The organism is Frigoribacterium sp. PhB160, assembly GCF_003751785.1.
In the GTDB taxonomy this organism is placed as follows: Bacteria; Actinomycetota; Actinomycetes; order Actinomycetales; family Microbacteriaceae; genus Frigoribacterium.
On the sequence record NZ_RKIE01000002.1, the window covers coordinates 193,071 to 213,006 of the forward strand.

12 protein-coding genes are annotated in these 19,936 nt (G+C 76.1%); 6 read left to right on the forward strand and 6 right to left on the reverse strand.

Going from position 1 to position 19,936, the window contains the following annotated elements; translation table 11 throughout:
- Nucleotides 1-117: 117 nt before the first annotated feature.
- The 3 genes from EDF38_RS09930 to EDF38_RS09940 are packed head-to-tail and all read left to right on the forward strand — an operon-like array spanning nt 118 to nt 1,437.
- Nucleotides 118-696 carry a hypothetical protein gene (locus EDF38_RS09930; protein ID WP_123355285.1) on the forward strand — a complete coding sequence of 193 codons (579 nt, stop codon included), beginning with the start codon at nt 118-120 and terminating at the stop codon, nt 694-696.
- 56 nt (nt 697-752) lie between these two features.
- Nucleotides 753-938, forward strand: a complete 186-nt coding sequence (locus EDF38_RS09935) for a PspC domain-containing protein (protein ID WP_123355286.1) — start codon at nt 753-755, stop codon at nt 936-938.
- A 43-nt stretch (nt 939-981) separates the two neighbouring features.
- Nucleotides 982-1,437 (forward strand): hypothetical protein, encoded by a 456-nt coding sequence (locus tag EDF38_RS09940; protein WP_123355287.1) that lies wholly within the window; start codon nt 982-984, stop codon nt 1,435-1,437.
- 89 nt (nt 1,438-1,526) lie between these two features.
- On the opposite strand, the gene EDF38_RS09945 is transcribed toward EDF38_RS09940, so the two are convergent.
- The 5 genes from EDF38_RS09945 to EDF38_RS09965 form a co-directional block, all read right to left on the reverse strand.
- Nucleotides 1,527-1,835 (reverse strand): hypothetical protein, encoded by a 309-nt coding sequence (locus EDF38_RS09945; protein ID WP_123355288.1) that lies wholly within the window; start codon nt 1,833-1,835, stop codon nt 1,527-1,529.
- Nucleotides 1,836-1,859: 24 nt separating this feature from the next.
- Nucleotides 1,860-2,246 (reverse strand): hypothetical protein, encoded by a 387-nt coding sequence (locus tag EDF38_RS09950; protein WP_123355289.1) that lies wholly within the window; start codon nt 2,244-2,246, stop codon nt 1,860-1,862.
- 16 nt (nt 2,247-2,262) lie between these two features.
- Complete coding sequence (locus EDF38_RS09955) at nt 2,263-2,607, reverse strand: hypothetical protein (RefSeq protein WP_123355290.1); 345 nt, start codon at nt 2,605-2,607, stop codon at nt 2,263-2,265.
- A gap of 49 nt (nt 2,608-2,656) precedes the next feature.
- Nucleotides 2,657-8,167 (reverse strand): DUF6531 domain-containing protein, encoded by a 5,511-nt coding sequence (locus EDF38_RS09960; RefSeq protein WP_123355291.1) that lies wholly within the window; start codon nt 8,165-8,167, stop codon nt 2,657-2,659.
- Nucleotides 8,168-8,269: 102 nt separating this feature from the next.
- Complete coding sequence (locus EDF38_RS09965; RefSeq protein WP_123355292.1) at nt 8,270-8,551, reverse strand: pyrophosphorylase; 282 nt, start codon at nt 8,549-8,551, stop codon at nt 8,270-8,272.
- Between the two features lie 303 nt (nt 8,552-8,854).
- Between EDF38_RS09965 and EDF38_RS09970 the strand changes: the two genes are divergently transcribed.
- Genes EDF38_RS09970 through EDF38_RS09980 form a run of 3 tightly spaced genes read left to right on the forward strand, consistent with a single transcriptional unit; the run spans nt 8,855 to nt 17,715 of the window.
- Nucleotides 8,855-11,782 (forward strand): hypothetical protein, encoded by a 2,928-nt coding sequence (locus tag EDF38_RS09970; protein ID WP_123355293.1) that lies wholly within the window; start codon nt 8,855-8,857, stop codon nt 11,780-11,782.
- Nucleotides 11,779-13,203 carry a hypothetical protein gene (locus EDF38_RS09975; protein WP_123355294.1) on the forward strand — a complete coding sequence of 475 codons (1,425 nt, stop codon included), beginning with the start codon at nt 11,779-11,781 and terminating at the stop codon, nt 13,201-13,203. Before EDF38_RS09970 ends, EDF38_RS09975 begins: the two co-directional genes overlap by 4 nt.
- A 6-nt stretch (nt 13,204-13,209) precedes the next feature.
- Nucleotides 13,210-17,715: an FtsK/SpoIIIE domain-containing protein gene (locus EDF38_RS09980; RefSeq protein WP_123355295.1), complete on the forward strand. Its 4,506-nt coding sequence runs from the start codon at nt 13,210-13,212 to the stop codon at nt 17,713-17,715.
- Nucleotides 17,716-17,790: 75 nt separating this feature from the next.
- Here EDF38_RS09980 and EDF38_RS09985 read toward each other — a convergent pair whose 3' ends face one another.
- Complete coding sequence (locus EDF38_RS09985) at nt 17,791-19,833, reverse strand: serine/threonine-protein kinase (protein ID WP_123355296.1); 2,043 nt, start codon at nt 19,831-19,833, stop codon at nt 17,791-17,793.
- Between the last annotated feature and the right edge of the window lie 103 nt (nt 19,834-19,936).

Sequence of the window (19,936 nt, forward strand, 5' to 3'; positions counted from 1 at the left end):
ACGTGACGCGACACGCGCCCGCGGCGCCCGCCCGCCGCACGGGGCGGACCACCCTGTCTCGTTTCCCGTATCGTCGGGGAGCGGCCATGGCGGCCGCGACGACCTGAGGGGGACGACATGCACGCACACGGGACGATCGGACGACGGGCCGCCGGAGCGGGGGCGGCGGTGCTGCTCGCCGTCGTGCTGGCGGGCTGCTCGGGCGGGTCGGGGGCCTCCGACGACGCCGCGGGCACCGACGAGCCGGTCGCCGCCGAGACGACGGCCGCGGGCGAGCCGGGCCTGGCGAGCTGCGAGCTGTCGGCTCCGGCGGAGGGGACGGTCGAGCTGACCGAGACCGACGACGCCTACGACGTCGTCTTCACGGGCGTGCCCGTCTCCGACACGAGTGCGCGCTCCAAGTACGACGTGACGCTGCTCGACGACGCCGGCGAGTCCGTGAGGCTGTCGGCCACGTGGGAGTCCGGTGCCCTCACGAGCTACGGCCTCGTCACCGCCGACGGCGAGAGCGTGCCCCAGACCGGCGAGCCCGAGGTCGCCGACGACGTGGTCACGGTCTCGTACCCGAAGTCGGCGGCCGAGCTGGCCGACCTCGTCTCGACGCAGTGGTCGCCGGAGGTCTACACCGCCGACCCCGACGGCGTCGTCGCGACGTGCGGCGACGGCCAGACCCTGCCCTGGACGCCGCTCGGCTAGCCTGCCCGCCCGTCGTCCCCTGGACGGGCCTCGGCGTCGCCTGGCATGCTCGGGCGATGGCTACCCTGACTCGTCCCCGCCGCGGCAAGGTCATCGCGGGCGTCTGCGCCGCCCTCGCGAACCGCTTCGGCATCAGCCCGTTCCTCGTGCGCTTCCTCTTCGTGGCGTCGATCCTGCTGCCCGGGCCGCAGGTGCTGCTCTACCTGATCCTCTGGATCGTCTTCCCCAAGGCCGACCACTGAGCCCCGCGGACGGCACGACGGCCCGGCACCGCGAGGCGAGCTGATGTTCGAGCGTCGCCGCGAGGCCCGTGCCGAGGCCGACCAGCTCGAGGCCGCCGCCCTCGAGCGGTCGGTCGCGACGGTCCCTCCGTGGTCGGGCGCGGGGCTCACCGCGACGGCCGCGACGACGAGCGTCCGCCGTGGGCTCCACGGCCGACAGGCCCTCGCCGCGGTGGAGCTGTCGGACGCGACCGTGCGCGTCGTCCTGCGGCACGACGAGGTCGTCGACCTGGTGGCCGAGCGTCAGGGCATCGTCGACTCCGTCGGGGACGACCCCCTCGTGCACCTCGCGTGGGCCCGGGCGGCGGCGCCGTCGTCGGTCGTCGCCGAGGTGGCGGGACACCTCCCCGACCGGTCGATCGCGTTCCTCGTGACGCCGATCGACGGTGCTCCCGAGGTCGTGCTGGCCGGCGACGACCTCGCCTCGTTCACGGCCTGGGTGCAGTCGTTCGGGTCCTGACGCGCGACGGCGACCTCACGGTCGGGGGCGGGTCCGCCTGACGGCCTGCACGAACCCGAGGACGTCCTCGGTCGCGTCGGGTGGCCGCTCTACCATTGGCGTGCCAGTCGGCCGGCGCGGCGGCGGACGCCGGCGACGAGGTCGACGAACTCCCGCGAGCGGATCGCGTCGGGGCGACCGGTGTCGTCGACGAGGTAGCGGTCGCTGAGCGTCCCGGGGCCGGCCACGAGGGTGGCGACGACGTCGCGCCCCACGACCCGCTCGGCGCCGCGGCCCGGAGACAGGCGCAGCGAGGCAGCGTGGCGCCGGTACCGGTCGGCGAAGTCGGGGTCGCCGACGTCGTCGACGAGCTCGGCCAGCCGGTCGAGCAGCGCGGCCAGGACGACCTGACGGGTCATGCGGTCATCCGTCGCGTCGGTCCGTCACGAGGCGACCGCGCCTGCCTGGAGGAACCCCCAGGCCATGACGACCTGAGCGCGGAGCATGAGGGCGACGAAGACCCCGGCGACCACGACGAACGCCGTCCGTTGTCTCGCGGGCAGATCTGCGGGCCCGTGCTTCGCCGTCGCGAACCACGGCATCATGAGCACGATCGGGACGACCGCCGAGACGACGACGGGCAGGCCCCAGCCTCGGCTGAGTCGCGTGTACTCGATCCTCGTGGCGAGCGGCACGGTCATGACCACGACGACGGCCGTCAGCGTCGCGACGGCCACGGCGACGAGGGTCGCGCGCCGGACACCGACGAGGGCACGTCGCGACGCGGCGTCGTCCGGCGTCCCTGCCGCCTCGCGGGGTCCGGCTGTCACGATCGGCTCGCGGCGGTCAGACCACGCCGGCCGAGGACAGGAATCCCCAGCTCATGAGGGCTTGCGCCACGAGCATGACGACCAGGAACGCCGGGGCCGCGATGAGCAGCTGACGCCGCGCCGTGGGCGTCATGGAGGCCCCGTCCGACTTCCGCGTGGAGAAGTACGGAGGCAGGAGGACGAGGGGCACGACGACCAGCACCCCCAGCGGCAGCTGCCACTCCTGGCTGAGACGGGCGTACGAGGCCGTGGTCGAGAGCGGCACCTGAGTGACGACGAACACCGCCATGAGCACGGCCACGACGACCGCGAGCAGGTTGGCCCGCAGGACCCGCGTCTTGGTACGGCGTCCCAGCGCCACGTCGCCGTGCTCAGAGCTCGGCCCAGCGCCGGTCCGATCTTCCTCGTGATCAGTCACTCGGCAGGATTCCCGTCTGCTGGAGCACGAATTCGGAGGCATCGCCGGCCCACGCGGCGTGCTGACCCGCGTAAGCGCTGCCCACGTGCGCCGAGACCCCCGGAGCTGAACCACCGACCAGGTCGCGGGCCCCTGGCATGTACGAGAGCCCGGCGCCGGCCGCGAGGTCCCAACCGACACTAGCCGAAGTGGGTGCTTCACCGCTGATCCCGTTGTCGACCAGCCCACCGGCCATGTTGCTCAGCGCTCCGTTCAGGGGCGACACGAAGGCGGCTGCCTCCCGCGTCATGAGGCTCACCCCATGGCCGCCGAAGGCCGACAAGGACCCGCTGACGAAGCCTCCAGCCGCGGCGCCGCCGAATCCTTCCGGCGTCCGCTCGCCCTCGGGCGTGAGCACCGCGTAGGACGCGACGTTGCCCACCGTGCCCACCGTGGAGTTCGCGATCACGCTCATGCCGACTTGTGACGAGGCCGCGCTCCCCACGGCACTGACGGCCCGGCCGCCCGCCGCGGCGACCGCCGATCCCGCTCGTCCCCCCAGGTTGGCGAGGGAAGACCCAGCTCTTCCCGCAGCGCTCGCGACGGCAGTCCCCAGGCGCGGCGCGACGGCCGACGCGACCGCCGACCCTCCGGCCGTGACGAGTCCCGTCGCCGCGCCGACGGCCGCGTCGACCCCGACCCGGCCCCAGTCGACCTCGCCGGTCGTCGCCTTCTGGGACGCCACCGAGATGCCGCCCGACAGCAACGCCCCCGACGCGGCCAACAGGGCGACGCCCGCCGGCCCGCCGACGCCGGTCGCCATCAGCGCGACGCCGCCCACGATGGCGACCCCGGCGACGACGTATTCCCAGTTGTCCCCCCACCACTCGCCCACGGCGGAGAACGCCCCCTGGTTCGCGTGGGCGTACGAGTCGAGCTCCGCGTCCGTGACCGGTCGCAGCCCGAGCGGGTCGAGCGCCTGCAGCGGGTCATTGCCCGCGTACGAGTAGGGGTTGGCCGACCACGCGGCCGCCGTCACGGGAGCCAGCGGGTCCACCGACAGGAAGCTGCGGGTCGCCGGGTCGTAGGCGCGCGCCCCGAGCCAGTCGAGGCCGCCCAGGCTGAGCCCGCCCGACGCCGTCAGCGACGCCCCGCCGGGCAGCGCTAGGCCGGCCGCGGCCAGGTCGCCCCCGGCCAGACCGGCCGACGAGGAGGCGCCCCCCGCGCCCCACGGGTCGCCCGCGTCGGTCGTCCGGGCCGCCCGCCATCCCGGCTCGAGGTCGACGCCGCCGACGCGGGTCACCCCGCCGGGCAGCGTCAGGACGTCGTGGTCGCCGACCGCGACGATGGCGGGCACCCGGGCGGCGGTGTCCCACCAGGTCTCGACGCCGTCGACGGCCGCGAGCTCGCCGAGCACGTCGACCCAGAGGCGCGTGCGCCCCGTGACCTCGGAGTCGGCGTCGAGCGTCGTGACGCCCGACAGGTAGCCGAGGCCGTTCCAGGCGTACTCGGTCCAGCCGCCGTCCGCGGCGATCTCGCGCACACGTCGGCCGAGGCCGTCGTGCACGAACTCGGTGCGCCCGCCGCCGGTGGTCTCGACCGCGACGAGCTGGCCGGCCGCGTCGTACGAGAAGCGACGCTCGGTGCCGGCCACGTCCTCGCGGACGAGGCGACCGCCTCCGTCGTACTCCCACGCCGACCCGGTGCCGTCGTCGTGCCGGACGCCCACCAGCTGCAGCGCCTCGTCGTAGACGTACGACGCGCTGCCGTCGGCGCCGTCGACCCGGCTGATGCGCCCGGCCTCGTCGCGCTCGATCCGTGTGGCGCGGACCCCGTCGGCGTCGGTGACGACGTGCTCGACGAGCAGGCCGTCGTCGTGGCGCCAGGTCTGCAGCAGGTCGCCCGACGTCGAACCGACCAGGCGGCCCGACGCGTCGTGGCGGAAGGTCGCGGTCGGCCCGGTGCCGTCGACGACCTCGACCACGCGGCCCGCGGCGTCGCGGCGGTACTCGACGCGCGTGCCGTCGGGGCTGACGCGCGCGGTGCGGCGCCCGTCGGCGTCGTGCTCCCACGAGACGGCAGAGCCGCCACGGGCGCGGCGCACGAGTCGTCCGCAGCGGTCGAACGACAGCTCGTGGTCGACGTCGGCCCCGTCGCCGCGCGTGTGGTCGGTGACGACGACGGTGCGCGAGAAGACGTCGCGGCGGATCGTCGAGACGGCACGGCCGTCGACGCTCGTGCCGGCCTCGCGGCCCGCGGCGTCGTACGACCAGCCGACGACGTGCCCGTCGGGGTCGGTCTGGGTCAGCTGGCGGCCGGCGGCGTCGTAGGTCGCCGTCGTGGTGCGGCCGAGGGGGTCGGTGAGGGCGACGACGCGGTCGGCCGCGTCGTAGGTGCGCCGCGTGACGCCGCCGAGCGGGTCGGTGACCGTCGCGACGCGGCCCCGCTCGTCGTAGGCGTACCGGGTGACGCCCCCGAGGCCGTCCACCGCCTCGACCAGCTGGCCGGCCGCGTCGTACCGGAACTCGCGGCGGCCGTGGCGGACGTCCTGCGTGCCGGTGAGGCGACCGGCGAGGTCGTACCGGTAACGCGCCTCCCCGAGTCCGGGGGTGCGGCGGCGGACGACGCGACCGACGGCGTCGTAGGTGAGGCGCTCGACCTCGCCGGTGGGGAGGGTGCGGGCGACGACGCGCGAGTCGGCGTCGTACGTGAGCGTGGTGCGGGCGCCGCGCGGGTCGACGCTGGCCGACGGGCGGCCGCAGGCGTCGTGCTCGTACGTCGTGCGCGCCCCGGTGGGGGAGACGACGGCGACCACGCGGCCCGCGGCGTCGCGCTCGAGGCGCGTGAGGCCGCCCTCGCCGTCGACGAGCTCGACGGGTCGGCCGCAGCGGTCGTAGCTCGTGAGCTCGCTCGTGCCGTCGGCGCTCGCCGTCGTGGTCGGGCGGCCGAACTCGTCGTGGTGCAGCGTCGTCGTCGAGAAGGCGTCGCGCAGCGTGGTGGTGCCGTCGGCCGGGTCGGTCGTGACGTCCTGTCGCACGCCCGTCGGGTCGACGAGCGCGGTCACGGCGCCGGTGGCGTCGTGCTCGCGGGTCCAGGTGGCGCCGGTCGGGTCGGTGATGCCGCGGAGGCGCGAGAGGGCGTCGTGCGCGAAGGTCCAGGCGGCGCCGTCGGGCAGCTCGAGCGACCGCAGCAGGCCCTGGTCGTCGAGGCGGCGGGTGACCACGCGGCCGAGGGCGTCGGTGGTCGACTCGAGGTCGCCGTGCACGCCGTACGCGAGCTCGGTGCGGGCGCCGAGCGGGTCGACGACCGCGGCGAGGCGGGCGCCGGGCCCGTGCTCGAAGCGCCAGACGGCTCCGTCGGCGTCGTGCCGGGAGGCGAGCAGGCCCGCCGCGTCGTACGTGTACTCGGTGACGGCGCCCGAGGGGCTCACGGCCCGGACGGGTCGGCCCGCGCGGTCGCGCTCGATGCGGGCGACGTCGCCGAGCGCGTTCTCGGTCTCGACGAGGTCGCCGTGCTCGTCGTGGCGGCAGGTGACGGTCACCCCGGTCGGGTCGACGACGCGGACGAGCAGGCCGTCCGCCCAGTGCAGCTCGCTGCGGCCGCCCTCGGGGTCGACGACGACCGACGGGTCGCGCTGCACGTCGTCGGGGTACTCGTACGTGACGACGGCGCCCTGCTCGGTGACGACGGTGGTGACGCGGTCGTGCTCGTCCCAGCCCCAGGTGAGGTCGGCGCCCGACGGCGTCACGGTGCGCACGCGGCGCCCGCGCTCGTCGTAGCCGTGCACGGTGACCGAGCCGTCGCGCTCGACGACGGAGACGAGGTTGCCCCGCGCGTCGTAGCTCATCGACTGGCGGCGGTCGTCGGAGTCGAGCACGCCGACGAGGCGGCCCTTCGCGTCGGCGATCCAGCTGTTCGACCGCGAGCCGTCGGCGTCGGAGACGACCGTGACCCGGCCGGGCAGGTAGGCGAAGCGCACGGTGCGGCCGTGCGGGGTGAGCTGCGTCGTGACGCGGCCCCGGTCGTCGTAGGCGTTGTGCGCCTCCACCACGCCGGAGGCGCTGGTCACCGACTCGACGAGGCCCGCGTCGTTCCACGCGTACGTGCGGGTGCCGACCTCGGTCGTGGCCCCGACGAGGCGTCCGTGGTCGTCGTAGGCGTACTCCACCCGGCGGCCGTCCGAGCCGGTGAGGACGGCGACGCGGCCGTCGACGTGGTCGACCGTGATCCAGCGACCGCGGGCGTGGCTGAGGCGGGTGACGAGGCCGTCGGCGTCGCGGGCGGCCTCGACGACCGTGCCCGCGCCTCCTCCGCTCGCCGTCCAGGTGCCGGTGGGCGTGAAGCGCCACCAGGTCCCGCCGGGCTCGCGGACGACGAGGGCGTCGCCCTCGGCGGCGAGGCGGTGGTTCTCGCCGACCGCGTGGTCCCAGCCGTCGCCGAGGCGGGGGAAGAGCAGCGCGCGCCCGTCGGCCAGCGTCACCGTGGCGCCCTCGTCGTCGAGCTCGAGGCGGGTCTCGAGCACGGAGGCCCAGCCCGGGCCGAACACGCCGACGGCGTCGGACAGCGAGTTGTAGGTGCGCGAGACGCGCAGCGACGTGCTGGCCCCCGCGAAGGCGAGGTCGGTCTCGGTCTCGAGGAAGTTGCCGGTCGACGTGTTCACCGGGTCGTTCGAGTAGCCGGTCGTCGGCGGCATGCCGTACGCCTGGGCCGGCTCGATGGCGAGGTCGTCGCGGCCGGCGCTGACTCCGGCGGCCTGGAGGGCGGCGAGCAGGGCGGAGTCGGAGAGCGTCGACACCTCGGAGGCGCTGCCGGCCTGCTCGAAGGCGGTCGCGACGGTGTTCGCCCACGTGACGTCGGCGTCGTTCGCCGTCGACCAGCGCTCGAAGCCCGTCACGAGGCCGTCGGCCCGCAGCGTGCCCCACTTGCACTGCGCGGCGAAGTCGGCGAGCTTGCCGCGGAGGGTGCCGGGCAGGCCCGCGAGCGCGGCGTTCAGCCCGGAGGTGCCCGTCGCGAACGAGCGGAGGTCGTCGGGACGGGCCGACGAGGTGCCGCCCTCGCCGCCGCCGGTGCCGGGGGGCGGGGTCTCGCGGGTGCCGGGGTCGAGGACGGCCGGAGCGAAGGTCGGCGCCTCGCCCACGGGCTCGCGGGGCATCTCCTCCTCGCCGAAGAGGAAGTCGCCGACCTGCTCCCAGCCGTTGCGGGAGTCGTGACGCTCCTGCCACTCGCGGGCGCGGCGTCGTCGGGCGTCCTCCTCGCGGGCCGACTCGGCCAGCTGGTCGGCCCAGCCGGCGACCTCGCGGAGGCGCGTGGCCAGCTCGCCGGCGTCGGTGGAGGCCGTCGAGGCGTTCGTCGTGAACAGCTCGGAGAACCGGCCGCGGAAGTCGGTCAGCGCGGTGGCGACGTACGAGGCCCGTGAGCCCGTCTGCCCCTCCACCGTCGACGCGGCGTTCGTGAACGCCGTGGCGACGGACTCCGCCGTCCCGTAGTCGAAGTCGAGCGGTTCCGCTCCCCCGATGTCGCTCATGCGTGGTGCTCCCCCTGATCAGACGTTCCCCGGACCGACGGACGTCCCCCGGCCTCGACCGCCTCGGGGCGGGCGGGCACGGGGGACGACCGGTGTTGCTGCCTAGGCGCCGCCGCCGGCGCTGAAGATGTCGGTGGAGATCTTCTCGAGCTGCGTGCGGAGCTGCTCGAGCTCGGTCTTGGCCTTGTCGAGGGCGGCCTTGGTCTCGGGCCAGGTCGAGCCGCGGAAGGTCGCGGCGAGCGGGCCGTCCCAGACGTTGGAGTCGGAGAGGATCCGGCCCTGGGCGTCGAGCTGGCTGATCTGGTCGGTGAAGCCGCCGTTGACGATCGCCTGGACCTGGCGGATCGCGGTCTTGGCCTGCTCGGTCGAAAGGACGCGTGACATCTGTACTCCCCATGGTGGATGGACCCCTGCGCGTGACACGCCCCCGGGGCTCGAACAGGTCGACATTACCTCGCGTTCTCGGCCCACGACCGGGATCTACCGATCTGTCTGTGCCCCCTCTTCTCGGGGCATGACGGGGGAGCGTCCGGTGAGCAACGCGCGGCTGCGCGGGTCGCGGCGCCTCGTCCCTCAGAAGGGGGGTCCACCGGTCTGTCCCCCGCCGTCCCCGGACCGGGGGCGGCCCCTACTATGGCTCTCGGGACACATGGCTGAGGAACAGTCAGTACGAGGGGGACGGTCGAGATGACCAGGGGAACACAGCACGCTCCGGCGCGCCGACGGCACGCCCGTCGGCTGGGCGCCGGCCTGGCGACGGCGACCGCCGTCGCCCTCGTCGCGGCGGGCTGCACGTCGGCCCCGGAGCCGGTCGACGACCCCTCGAAGGTGCTGCAGACCGTCGTCTCGACCCTCGCCACCGACGGCGCGGTCACCGCCGTCGACAGCACGACGATCTCCGTCGACGAGCGGGCCGGGACGTCGTCCTCGACCACCGCCTCCTTCGCGCCCGCCGACGTCGCCGACGACCTGCCCGTACGGGTGACCACCCAGTACCGCGCCGGCGACTCGTCGGGCACCGACCTGGCCGACCTCGAGGGCTACACCGGCCGCGTCGAGATCGACCTCACGGTCGAGAACCTCACCGTCGCGCCGACCGACGTCAGCTACGACGTCGCCGGCAGCTCGCGCACCGACACCGCGCTCGTCGGGGCGCCCCTCAGCATCGCCGCGTCGACCGTGCTCGAGGGCACGTCGCCGAGCAGCGTCATGAGCGGGCAGGGCTCGACCGACGGCGGCACGAACGGCATCGTGAGCACGACCGACGACGGGGACGCCGTCGTCCAGTGGGGCACGCTGCTCGCGCCGCCCCGCTCCGGCGCGAGCACCACCCTCAGCCTCGTCGCCGACGTCGACGACTTCCGGACGCCGACGATCGACCTCGCCGCGCAGCCCGGCATCACGACCGACCTCTCGGTCGACGGCGTCCTCGGGGGAGCCTTCGACAGCGGCTCGACCTCCGAGCTCGCCCTGCAGCAGCGCACCATCGACCTCATCTCCGAGGTCAACACCGTCCTCAGCCGCGCCGGCGGCACCATCACCGAGGTCCGGACGAACCTCGAGAGCACCTCCGAGACCCTCGGGGTGCGCACCGCCGAGCAGCTGCGCGACAGCAGCACCTCGCTCGCCGGCACGATGCAGGGCCTCAGCGGCCAGCTCGCGTCGCTCGAGACCGACCTCGGCGGCACCGTCGAGGGCACCGGGTCGGCCGTCCGCTCGCAGCTGCAGCAGACGGTCGCGAGCGTGGACGCGCTGCTCGGCGACACCGAGGCCACCGCGCCCGTGCTGCAGCTCGACCGGGCCGGCTGCGCCACCGAGGTGCCCGCTCCCGGCGACACGGCGAGCGTCTACGGCAGCCTGCTCCAGGTGTCGGCCCAGCTCGACGGCTACGCGGGCGCCAGCGAGGCGTGCCGCGACGAGGTCGCCGCGTCGCTGGCCGCGACCGTCGGCCCGACCGACCCCACCGTCGAGTCGTGCACCGGGCAGCCCTCGCTGACCTGCGCGCTCTTCGCCTCGTCGCTCTCCGTGACCGGGGCCCTGATCGGCCTCGTCACCGACGGTGCCGACCTCGTCGACGACCTGCAGCCCGAGGCCGCCCAGGCCGCGCTCGACCGGTACGCCGACCTGGCGGCGCAGCTCGACTCGGTCGACGACCAGCTGACCGCGCTCTCCGGCGACGTCTCCGACGACGAGGTCGCCACCTCGCTGCGTGAGCTCGACGACGCCGTCGACGCCCTCTCGACCGGGCTGCCGACGCTCCGCGCCCAGGTCGACGCCGTGCACGACACGGCCGTCGACGCCCGTCGTCAGATCGGCGACGTCGACGCCCGGGGCTCGATGCAGGCCCAGAACGCCCGCCTCGCCGCCGAGCTCTGCGACGTCATCGACGACGAGCCCTTCGGCTCGGGCCTCTCTCGCGCCGAGGTCGAGCGCCTCCGCGCGTACCTGACCGACGAGCGCTGCGCCCTCCCCGAGGGCGGCGGCGACGGCGGCGACCAGGGCGACGGCGACGGCGACCAGGGTGACGGCGACGGCGACCAGGGCGACGGAGGCGCGGGCGACGCCGACGGCGGAGCCGGCGACCCCGAGGGCGAGCCCGGCACCGGCACCGGCGACGAGACCGTCGCCCCGGCGGCCCTCGACCTCGACCTGCCCCTGCCCGACCTCGGCGTCGACCCGATGAGCGAGCGCCTCGCCGACCAGGCCGCCGCGTGGGACCAGGTCGTCGCGGCCACCGACCTCGACGACGCCGAGGCCGGCCTCGGTCGCTCGCTGGCCGCCCTCGAGGCCACGGCGACCCGCGTGCAGGACGTCCTCGACGACGTCGAGGACGCCGTCGCCGCGGGCGACGGCAGCCTCGACGAGGCCGTCGCGGCCCTGCAGGAGACGACCGCCACGGCCCAGGACGAGGGCACCCAGCTGCTCTCCTCCCTGGAGGCGCTGAAGACGCAGCAGGACGCGCTCGCCGAGGGCGTGCAGGACGCCTTCGACGACGCCGCCTCCGACGCCGGTCGTGACATCACGGCCCTCGTCGGCGAGCAGGTCCGGGTCGTCGCGGCGCAGGGGACGACGAGCCGCGAGAGCGTCGTCGCGGCCTTCGACGCGTCGATCGCCGGCCTCTCGACCACCTCCGACGTCGTCGTCGGCGACGCCCGCGACACCATCGAGGGCCAGCGGGGCGACCTCGCCGAGCAGACCGACGGCCTGACGCAGGCGGTCGACGAGCAGACGGCGGCCTCGCTCGAGCGGATCGCGCAGAGCACCGCCACCTCGACGCGCGACGTGGAGGGCGCCTCCACGCTGCTCGCCGCCGACCTGGGCAAGGTGCTGCTCGACCTCGGCGACCGGACGGTGAACGGCTCGGGCATCCTCGGCGCCATGGCGACGAGCGCGGCCAAGGCCGACACCGCCGACTTCCAGCTGGCGCTGGCGTCGCAGAACGCGTCGGGCTACGCCAACGTGCGGGCCGAGGACGTCGCGGGCATCATGCTGCGGCAGGCCCAGTTCGCCGCGTCGCTCGACGCCGCGTCGTCGCTGCCCGCCTTCCACCTCGACGTCCCCGCCGGGGCGACGTCGAGCACGCTCTACTCGTTCCGCGTCGGAGGCGACCGATGAGCCACAGCAACGAGGCGTCGGGCACGCCCGACCACGCGCCCGCCGAGCCCGGGGCCGAGGCGCCCCGGGCCCCGCGTCGCCGCCGCACCGTCGTGGTCGCGGCGGCCGCGGCGCTCGTCGTGGCCGCGGCCGCCGTCGTCACCGTGGCCGTCGTCCGCTCCGGCGACGAGCCGGCCGGCGACCCCGCGCCCGCGAGCGTCCCCGTCGCCCTCTCCGGCGTCGACGTGCCGGACGGCACGACCGTCGGCGTCGTGCTGACCCTCGGCGACGCCGAGGGCGCGCAGTGGAGCGAGGCCGCCCAGGGCGCCCTCGTCGCCGAGCGCCGCCTCGCCCTCGGCGGCACCGACGTCTCCGTCGTCGCCGAGAACGACGGCGGGACCGACGCCGGGGCCCGCGACGCCGTCGCGTCGCTCGTCGAGCAGGGCGCCTCCGGCATCGTCGTCGCCACGAGCGGGCCGCACGCCGCCGGCGCGGTCGCCGCCGCCGCCGAGGCGGGCGTGCCCGTCGTGCTGCCCTACGCGTCCGCCGACGACCTCGGCACCGACCTGGGCGACGCCCGGTCGACCGCGCCGACGGCCGTCCAGAACGGCGCCGCCCTGGCGGTCGCCCTCGGCGACGCCTCCTCCGTGCTGCTCGTCGACGCCGGCGGCGGCTCGCCGCAGGGCGTCGAGGTCGCGCAGATCGCCACCGTCGCCCGCGACGCCGACCTCACCGCGTCGGCGGCCGACATCGCGCGCCTCACCGGCGTCGTCTCCCCGACCGGCACCGGCGAGACCGCACCGGCGCCCGTCGAGACGCCCGCCGACGCCGTCGTCGTGAGCGGCCCGGCCGCCCGCCAGGGCGCCGTCGTCGCGGCACTGCAGGCGGCCGACGTCTCGGTGCCGCTCGTGCTGACCGCCGACGCGACGAGCCCCGCCTTCGCCGAGGCGCTCGTCGCCGCCGGCGGCAGCTCGGCCGGGTCGATGGTCACGGTCGGCGCCGAGACCGACGACGCCGTCGCGCTCCGCTCCGACGCCGCGGGTCGGTCGATGTCGGCGTTCCTCGGCGGGGTCCGCGTGCTCGCCCAGGACGGCGACGCCACGAACCTCACCGGCGACCTGCCCTTCTCCGCCGTCGCCGACGCGGCCGACTCGCGCAGCCACGACGCGGTGCTCGCCCTGGTGCGGGCGGTCTCGACGGCCGGCAGCCGCGAGGGCGAGGCGACCCGCGCCTCCCTGTCGACCCTCGAGCTCGGCCCCGGCGACGGCGTCGCGGGCCCGGTGCTCGACCTCACGCGGCCCGAGGCCCTCGACGGCGAGGTCGTGCCGCTGCACGCCTCGGCGCAGTCGCTCGGCCTGCGACCTGCCCCCGTCGACGGTGCCGCCCCCGTCGTCTGGTTCGCCGGCACCACCACCACCACCGCCGCCACCGACGAAGGCTGACCCCGCATGCGCGTGCTGATCGAGCTCGACGACCGCCGGACGAGCGTCGAGGTCGACCGCTGGCGCTCGTCGTCCACCCTCGCCGAGCTGGTCCGCGCGGCGGGCGCGTCGACCGACCTCGAGGACGACCTCTGGGTCGACGCCGAGGCGGTCCCGGCCAGTACGCCGCTCAGCGAGCTCGTGCTGCTCGAGGGGTCACGCATCGCCCGCACCCCGGGCCCGCGCGTCCGGCCCGTGACCGGCTGGACCGTCACGCTCGCCGGCGGCGTCGGGGCCGGCCAGGTCGTCGAGCTGCCCCGCTCGCGACCGCTCGTCGTCGGCCGGTCGCCGCAGGCCGACCTCGTGCTGCCGACGGCCAGCGCGTCGTGGGAGCACTGCACCGTCGAGCGCGAGCTCGTGCGCGAGGACGAGCCGTCCTCGGGCGACGGCGCGGTTCCCGACCCCGAGGCGGCCCCCGCCCGCCGCTCCTCCCGCCCCGCCGTGGAGGGCGTCCGCATCCGCGACGCCGGCTCGACGAACGGCACCGTGGTCGAGGGCGAGCGCCTCGACGCCGAGGGCGTGCTCGTCACCGAGGCCACGACGGTCATCGTCGGCGGCGCCGTGCTGCTCGTCCGGCCCGCGCTCGACGAGGTGACCGTCCCCGCGCCCGGCACCCTCCACAACCTCACGCCCGCGGCGACCGCGCCGTTCAACCGCCCGCCGCGCCCCGGCCGGGTCGACGACGTCGAGCCCGTGCTGCCGCCGACCCGGCGCGACGTGCCGCCGGCCTCGAAGTTCAGCGTCATCACGGTCGCGGCGCCGCTCGTGCTCGCGGGCGCGATGGTGATCCTGCTCGGCGACGCCCGCTTCGCGCTCTTCGCCCTGCTCAGCCCGGTCATGGCGATCGGCATGTGGGCCGAGCAGAAGCACCGTCGCAAGAAGAACCTCGAAGAAGAGGAGCAGCGCTTCGCCACCGCCGTCGACGACTTCCGGCACGAGATCGCGCTCGTCGCCGCGGAGGAGGTCCGGCGCCGGCAGGAGACCGCGCCCGACCCCGCGACCGTCCTCCGCCGACCGCAGCTGCCGTCGACCCTGCTCTGGCAGCGCCGCGCGGCCGACGACGACGCGCTGGCGCTGACCGCCGGCATCGGCGACGTGCCCTGGCGTCCGCCCGTCGACGACCGCGGCGTCGCCCGGCACGACGAGGCCGTCAAGGAGGCGCTGGCCGAGTCCCGGCTCCCGGCCGCCCCGGTCGTCGTCGACCTCACCGACGCCGGGGTCGTCGGCATCGTGGGCGACCGGGCCGGCGCGCTGGCCCTCGCGCGGAGCCTGCTCGCCCAGGCAGCCGTGCACTGCGGCCCCGCCGACCTCACGATCGGCGCCTTCTGCGACCGCGGCCGCGAGGACGACTGGGAGTGGGCCTCCTGGCTGCCGCACACGCGCCAGGTCGGCAGCAGCGGCGGCGAGCGGTGGATGTCGGCGCACCGGGAGACGAGCGTGTCGATGCTGCGCGGGCTGCGCGAGACGGCCGACGAGCTGCCGACGCCGTCGCTGCTCGTCGTGCTCGACTCCGAGGTGCTGACGGAGGGCCGCGACGCCCCCGCCCGTGCGTTGCTCGGCCACGGCCGGTCGCTGCCCGGTGTCACGCTGCGGCCTGGCGAGCGCCCGAGCCGCGTCAGCGGCATCGTCATCGCCACCTCCGAGGAGCAGCTGCCCGCCGCCTGCACCTCGGTCATCGTCGTCGGCGAGGACGCGGCCGCGACGGTCCACCGCCCGGAGGACCGCACGCGCGTCGACGACGTCGTCGTCGCCGGCATCAGCGTGGCCGAGGCCGAGCGCTGCGCCCGCAGCCTCGCCCGCTTCGACGACCCCGAGCTCGTCGTGCCCGGCGCCTCGCTGCCGTCGCTCGTGCGCCTGCCCGAGCTGCTCGGCACCGAGGCCTCGGGCTCCGACGCCGTCGACGTCGAGTCGGTGCGGCGCCTCTGGTCGACGAGCACCGGCGTCTCGACGCCCATCGGCTCGGGCGAGTCGGGCGTGCTCTCGCTCGACCTCGTGAAGGACGGCCCGCACGGCCTCGTCGGCGGCACCACCGGCTCGGGCAAGAGCGAGTTCCTCCGCTCGTTCGTCGCCGGCCTCGCCGCGCGCAACGACCCGACCCGCCTCAACTTCATCCTCATCGACTTCAAGGGCGGTGCCGCGTTCAAGGCGTGCGAGCGCCTGCCGCACACCATCGGCACGATCAGCAACCTCGACGAGCAGCTCGCCGACCGCGCGCTCCGCTCGCTCGAGGCCGAGATGGAGCGGCGTCAGCGCGCGTTCGCGGCGGCGGGCGACGACGTCGACAACCTCGACGCCTACCTGGCGACGCGTCCGGCGGAACCGATGCCGCGCCTCCTGCTGGTGGTCGACGAGTTCGCGATGCTCGCCAAGGACTTCCCCGACGTGCTGACCTCGCTCGTCAGCGTCGCGGCCGTGGGCCGCACGCTCGGGGTGCACATGATCCTCGCCACGCAGCGGCCAGCAGGCGTCGTGAACGACGACATCCTCGCCAACACGAACCTCCGCGTCGCCCTGCGGGTGCAGAGCCGCGACGACTCGAGCAACGTCATCGGCGTCCCGAGCGCGGCGGGCATCGGGCGGGCCCAGACCGGGCGCGCGTACGTCAAGCTCGGGCAGGACGACATCACCCCCGTGCAGACCGCGCTCGTCACCGGTCGCGCGCAGCAGACGGCCCGGGCGGCCGTCGAGGTGCGCGAGACCGGGCAGTTCGGCGTCCCCGCACCCCGACCCGCACCGCCCCGGGCGAGCGCGACCGACGCGAACGACCTCGACCTGCTCATCGACGCGGTGGTCGGCGCCGCCGCCGCGGAGGGCTTCGCCGCCCCGCGTCAGGTCTGGCCGGAGGCGCTGGGCGAGCGCGTCGACCTGGCCGGCTTCGAGGCGGTCGCCCCGAGCGCCGCGGCCCCGGCCCCCTCGTCCGACCCCCACCCCTCGTCCGACCCCGCCGCCCACCCGGCGGCCGGTCCGGCTGCCGACCCGGCGGCCGGCCCCACGCCGCCCGCCGCCCCGCCCGCCCCCGCCGTCGGCGCCGTGCGTGGCGACCTCGTGGCCGTCGCGCTCGCGGACGAGCCCGACCTGCAGCGGCAGAGCCCTGCCGGCTGGCACCTCGACGAGGGCAACCTCCTGCTGCTCGGCATCGCGGGCAGCGGCACGAGCACGACCCTGGCGAGCCTCGCCCTGACGCTCGCCCGCGAGCAGTCGCCCGCCGACCTCGACCTCTACGTGCTCGACACCGGCTCGCGCGGGCTCGAGCCGCTCGCCGACCTGCCGCACACCGTCGCCTACGTGGGCGCGGGCCCCGGCGCGAAGGAGCAGCAGGCGCGGTTCCTCCGCCACCTGCGCACCGAGGTCGAGCGTCGTCGCACCGAGCCGGGCTCGAGGAGGCGCGCGGTCGTCCTCCTCGACGGCCTCGCCGCCCTGCGCGACGACCTGCAGGACTACGAGGGCCAGCAGCTGCTCGACCTGCTCTACCGGGCCTACGCCGACGGACCGGGGCTCGGGCTCTCGTTCGCGGTCTCGACGACGCGCGCGAAGGCCGTGCCGTCGGCCATGGACGAGGTCACGACGCAGAAGTGGCTCTACCGCCTCGCCGACAGCTACGACTACGCGACCTTCGGCGTGCGGGGGAGCGGCGTGCCCGCCCCGGTGCCGGGCCGCTGCGTCGACGCCGTGACCAAGCTGCAGATGCACGTCGCGACGCCTCCCGGCCCGCTCGCCGACGCCGTCGCGCTCGTCGCCGCGGCCTGGGCCGGGCATCCCGCGAAGCAGTCGGCGATCGGCCAGCTGCCGACCGACGTGCCCGTCGACCGGGTGGGCGTCACGCCGAGCTTCTCGGGCGAGCCCTGGCAGCTGCCGATCGGCCTCGGCGAGGACGACCTCTCGCCGGCCGTGCTCGAGGTCTACGAGGGCGAGCACGTGCTCGTCGCCGGGCCCGCCCGGTCGGGCAAGTCGACCCTGCTGCTCGCGATCGCGGAGTCGGTGCGCGCCGCCGTCGGCACCGACCGGCCCGCCGTCTGGGGCATCGGCGACCGCCGGTCGCCGCTCGGGCAGGCCGGGCTCGACCGGATGGCGACCGGCGCCGACGAGGTGCCCGCGCTGCTCGCGTCGCTCCGCCTCGAGCGCGGCCCCGTGCTGCTGCTCGTCGACGACGCCGAGCGCCTCGACGACGCCGACCAGTCGATCGCGACCCTGCTCGCGTCGGGCCGCCCCGGCCTCTGCGTCGTCGCGGCGGGTCGCTCGGCCGACCTCCGCACGCTCTACGGCCACTGGACCAAGACCGTCCGCAAGGCCCGCTGCGGCGTCCTGCTGCAGCCCGACGTCGACTACGACGGCGAGCTGCTCGGCGTCACCCTGCCGCGCCGGGCTCCCGTGGCCCTCACGCAGGGACGCGGCTACGCCTGCGTCGGCGGGTCGATGCGGCTGGTGCAGTCGATGAGCCCGAGCGCCGCCGAGTCCGCCGAGCTGTCGGCCTGACGTCGGTCGCGGGCCCGGCGCCCGCTCAGCCGCCCGTCGACCCGCCCGCTCGAGCCGCCCGCTCGAGCCGCCCGCTCAGTCGCGGGTCGTGATGCTGAAGGGCGAGCTCTCGAGGTTCGTGAACGCGCCCACCGTCGCGCGCACCACGCACTCCGGGGCGATCGACAGCGCCGTGACGACGAGCCCGTCGCTCGAGACCGCGAGCGCGCCCGAGCAGCCGTCGGCGAACCGCACGCCGCCCTCGCCCCCGGCGACGTCGTCGAGCATGCTCGAGGGCGCGCCCGTGCTCGGGCTCGAGTAGAGCGGGTTCAGCTCGTCCGGGCCGCTCGGCCAGACGGGCACGAGCGTCACGGGCAGGGTCGTCTGGCTCACCGTGCGCGAGGGCGTCCGCACCTCGACGCCGCGGAGGCGCTGCACGACGTAGCTCGTCCCGGTCACCGCCGGGTCCTCGACGGCCTCGGCGGTGGCCTGCCCGGCGGCGTCCAGCCAGGCGTCGAGTGCGGCGCCGTCGGCGGGCGAGACCGGCACGGTGCCCTCGACGACGAGCTCGTCGCCGGCGGGCACGTCGAGGTCGACCGCCCACCCGCAGTCGGCGGTGACGCCGCTGAGCGAGGGCCGGTCGCGCTCGACCGAGGCGGGCGCGGTCCACGTGACGGCGGGGCAGGGGTCGCCCTCGTCGAGGCCCGGCACGACCTCGAGCACGGCGCCCGACAGCGGGGCGGCCTGCGCCGAGTAGGTGAGGGTGAGGTCGACCGAGCCGCGCTCCGGGTCGTACGAGGCGTCGCGCGTGACGGTCAGCCCGGTCGGCAGCGCGGCGTCGCGCTGGCTGGCGGTCGCGGCCACGGCGCCCCCGGCGACGGCGGGCTCGGCCGGCCCCCGGGGCACGAGCACGACGGCGGCCACGACGACGGCGGCCACGAGGGCGACGACGGTCCCGCCGACGACCGCGACCCGGTTCGTCAGCCACGCGGGCCGCCACGACGACGACGCGGCAGCACCCGCCGGAGGCGCGGCGCGGCGGGGCGCAGCGCCGACGGCCCCGCCCTCGGGGCGACGCAGCGGCCTGACGACCGTGTGCGCGCCGTCCGTGCCCAGGTCGGGACGCGCCTCCGGCACCCCCGGTCCGTCGTCGTGCCCGGCCGTCTCGGGGTCGGCCACGTCGGGGTCGGCCGGGATCGGACCCGCCGGCCCGCGCGTGGTCGTCGAGCCGCGGACGATCGTCGCCGGGCGCTCAACCTCGGCGAACGCCTCCGGGGCGTCGACGCGGGGCAGCGCGGCCAGCTCGGCGTGGCGCTCGGCCAGGCGGCGCAGGCGGGAGGCCGCGTCGGCGGCGGCGGGCCGGGCGGCCGGGTCCTTCGCGAGCAGCGAGGCCAGCGCGGCGTCGAGGTCGTCGGGCAGGTCGAGCGGGGGCGGGGTCGACGTGACGTGGCGGTAGGCGATCGTGAAGTCGGTGCCGGGCCCGGCGAAGGGGGTGCGGCCCGCGAGCAGCTCGTAGAGCATGACGCCGGTGGCGTAGACGTCGCCCGCGGGGCCCGAGCGCCCGGTGCTGATGAGCTCGGGCGACATGTACTGAGGGGTGCCGAGCAGGCCGGTCGTCGTGCCGCGGCCCTCGCCGACGACCGAGGCGATGCCGAAGTCGCCCACGCGCACGGCGCCGCGGAGGCCCGGTCGCCAGGCCTCGGCGAGCAGCACGTTGTCGGGCTTGACGTCGCGGTGCGCGACGTCGCGGGCGTGCGCCGCGGCGAGGGCGTCGAGCACCTCCGCGGCGACCGCGAGCGCGTCGGCCGGGGCGAGCGGTCCCGTGGCGGCCACGACGTCGCGCACCGAGCCGCCGGGCACGAGGTCCATGACGATGGCGAGCCGGTCGCCCTCGACGACGAGGTCGCGCACCTGCACGACGCCGGGGTGACGGAGGGACAGCAGCACCGACCGCTCGCGCACGAAGCGCTCGACGATCTCGGGGTCGGCCGCGTGCTCGGGCCGCAGCAGCTTGGCCGCGACGGCCTCGTCGTGGGGCGCGACGGTGGCGCGCCAGACCTCGCCGACCGCGCCCGAGCCGATCAGCTCGACGAGTCGGTACGAGGCGCCCAGCGCCTCCCCGGTGCGCGACTGCGCCACGACGTCACCCTCCCGCGACCGGATCCCCACCGGTCGCCCCCGCCCACCATCCTACGAGCGACGGCCGCGCGCGGCAGCCCCACGAGCGGGGTGCACCGACCGG

Bases quoted from the DNA above. Each gene is read 5' to 3' on its own strand.
- EDF38_RS09930 (WP_123355285.1), top strand. From the start codon at position 118: ATGCACGCACACGGGACGATCGGACGACGGGCCGCCGGAGCGGGGGCG.
- EDF38_RS09935 (WP_123355286.1), top strand. From the start codon at position 753: ATGGCTACCCTGACTCGTCCCCGCCGCGGCAAGGTCATCGCGGGCGTC.
- EDF38_RS09940 (WP_123355287.1), top strand. From the start codon at position 982: ATGTTCGAGCGTCGCCGCGAGGCCCGTGCCGAGGCCGACCAGCTCGAG.
- EDF38_RS09945 (WP_123355288.1), bottom strand. From the start codon at position 1,835: ATGACCCGTCAGGTCGTCCTGGCCGCGCTGCTCGACCGGCTGGCCGAG.
- EDF38_RS09960 (WP_123355291.1), bottom strand. From the start codon at position 8,167: ATGAGCGACATCGGGGGAGCGGAACCGCTCGACTTCGACTACGGGACG.
- EDF38_RS09965 (WP_123355292.1), bottom strand. From the start codon at position 8,551: ATGTCACGCGTCCTTTCGACCGAGCAGGCCAAGACCGCGATCCGCCAG.
- EDF38_RS09970 (WP_123355293.1), top strand. From the start codon at position 8,855: ATGACCAGGGGAACACAGCACGCTCCGGCGCGCCGACGGCACGCCCGT.
- EDF38_RS09975 (WP_123355294.1), top strand. From the start codon at position 11,779: ATGAGCCACAGCAACGAGGCGTCGGGCACGCCCGACCACGCGCCCGCC.
- EDF38_RS09980 (WP_123355295.1), top strand. From the start codon at position 13,210: ATGCGCGTGCTGATCGAGCTCGACGACCGCCGGACGAGCGTCGAGGTC.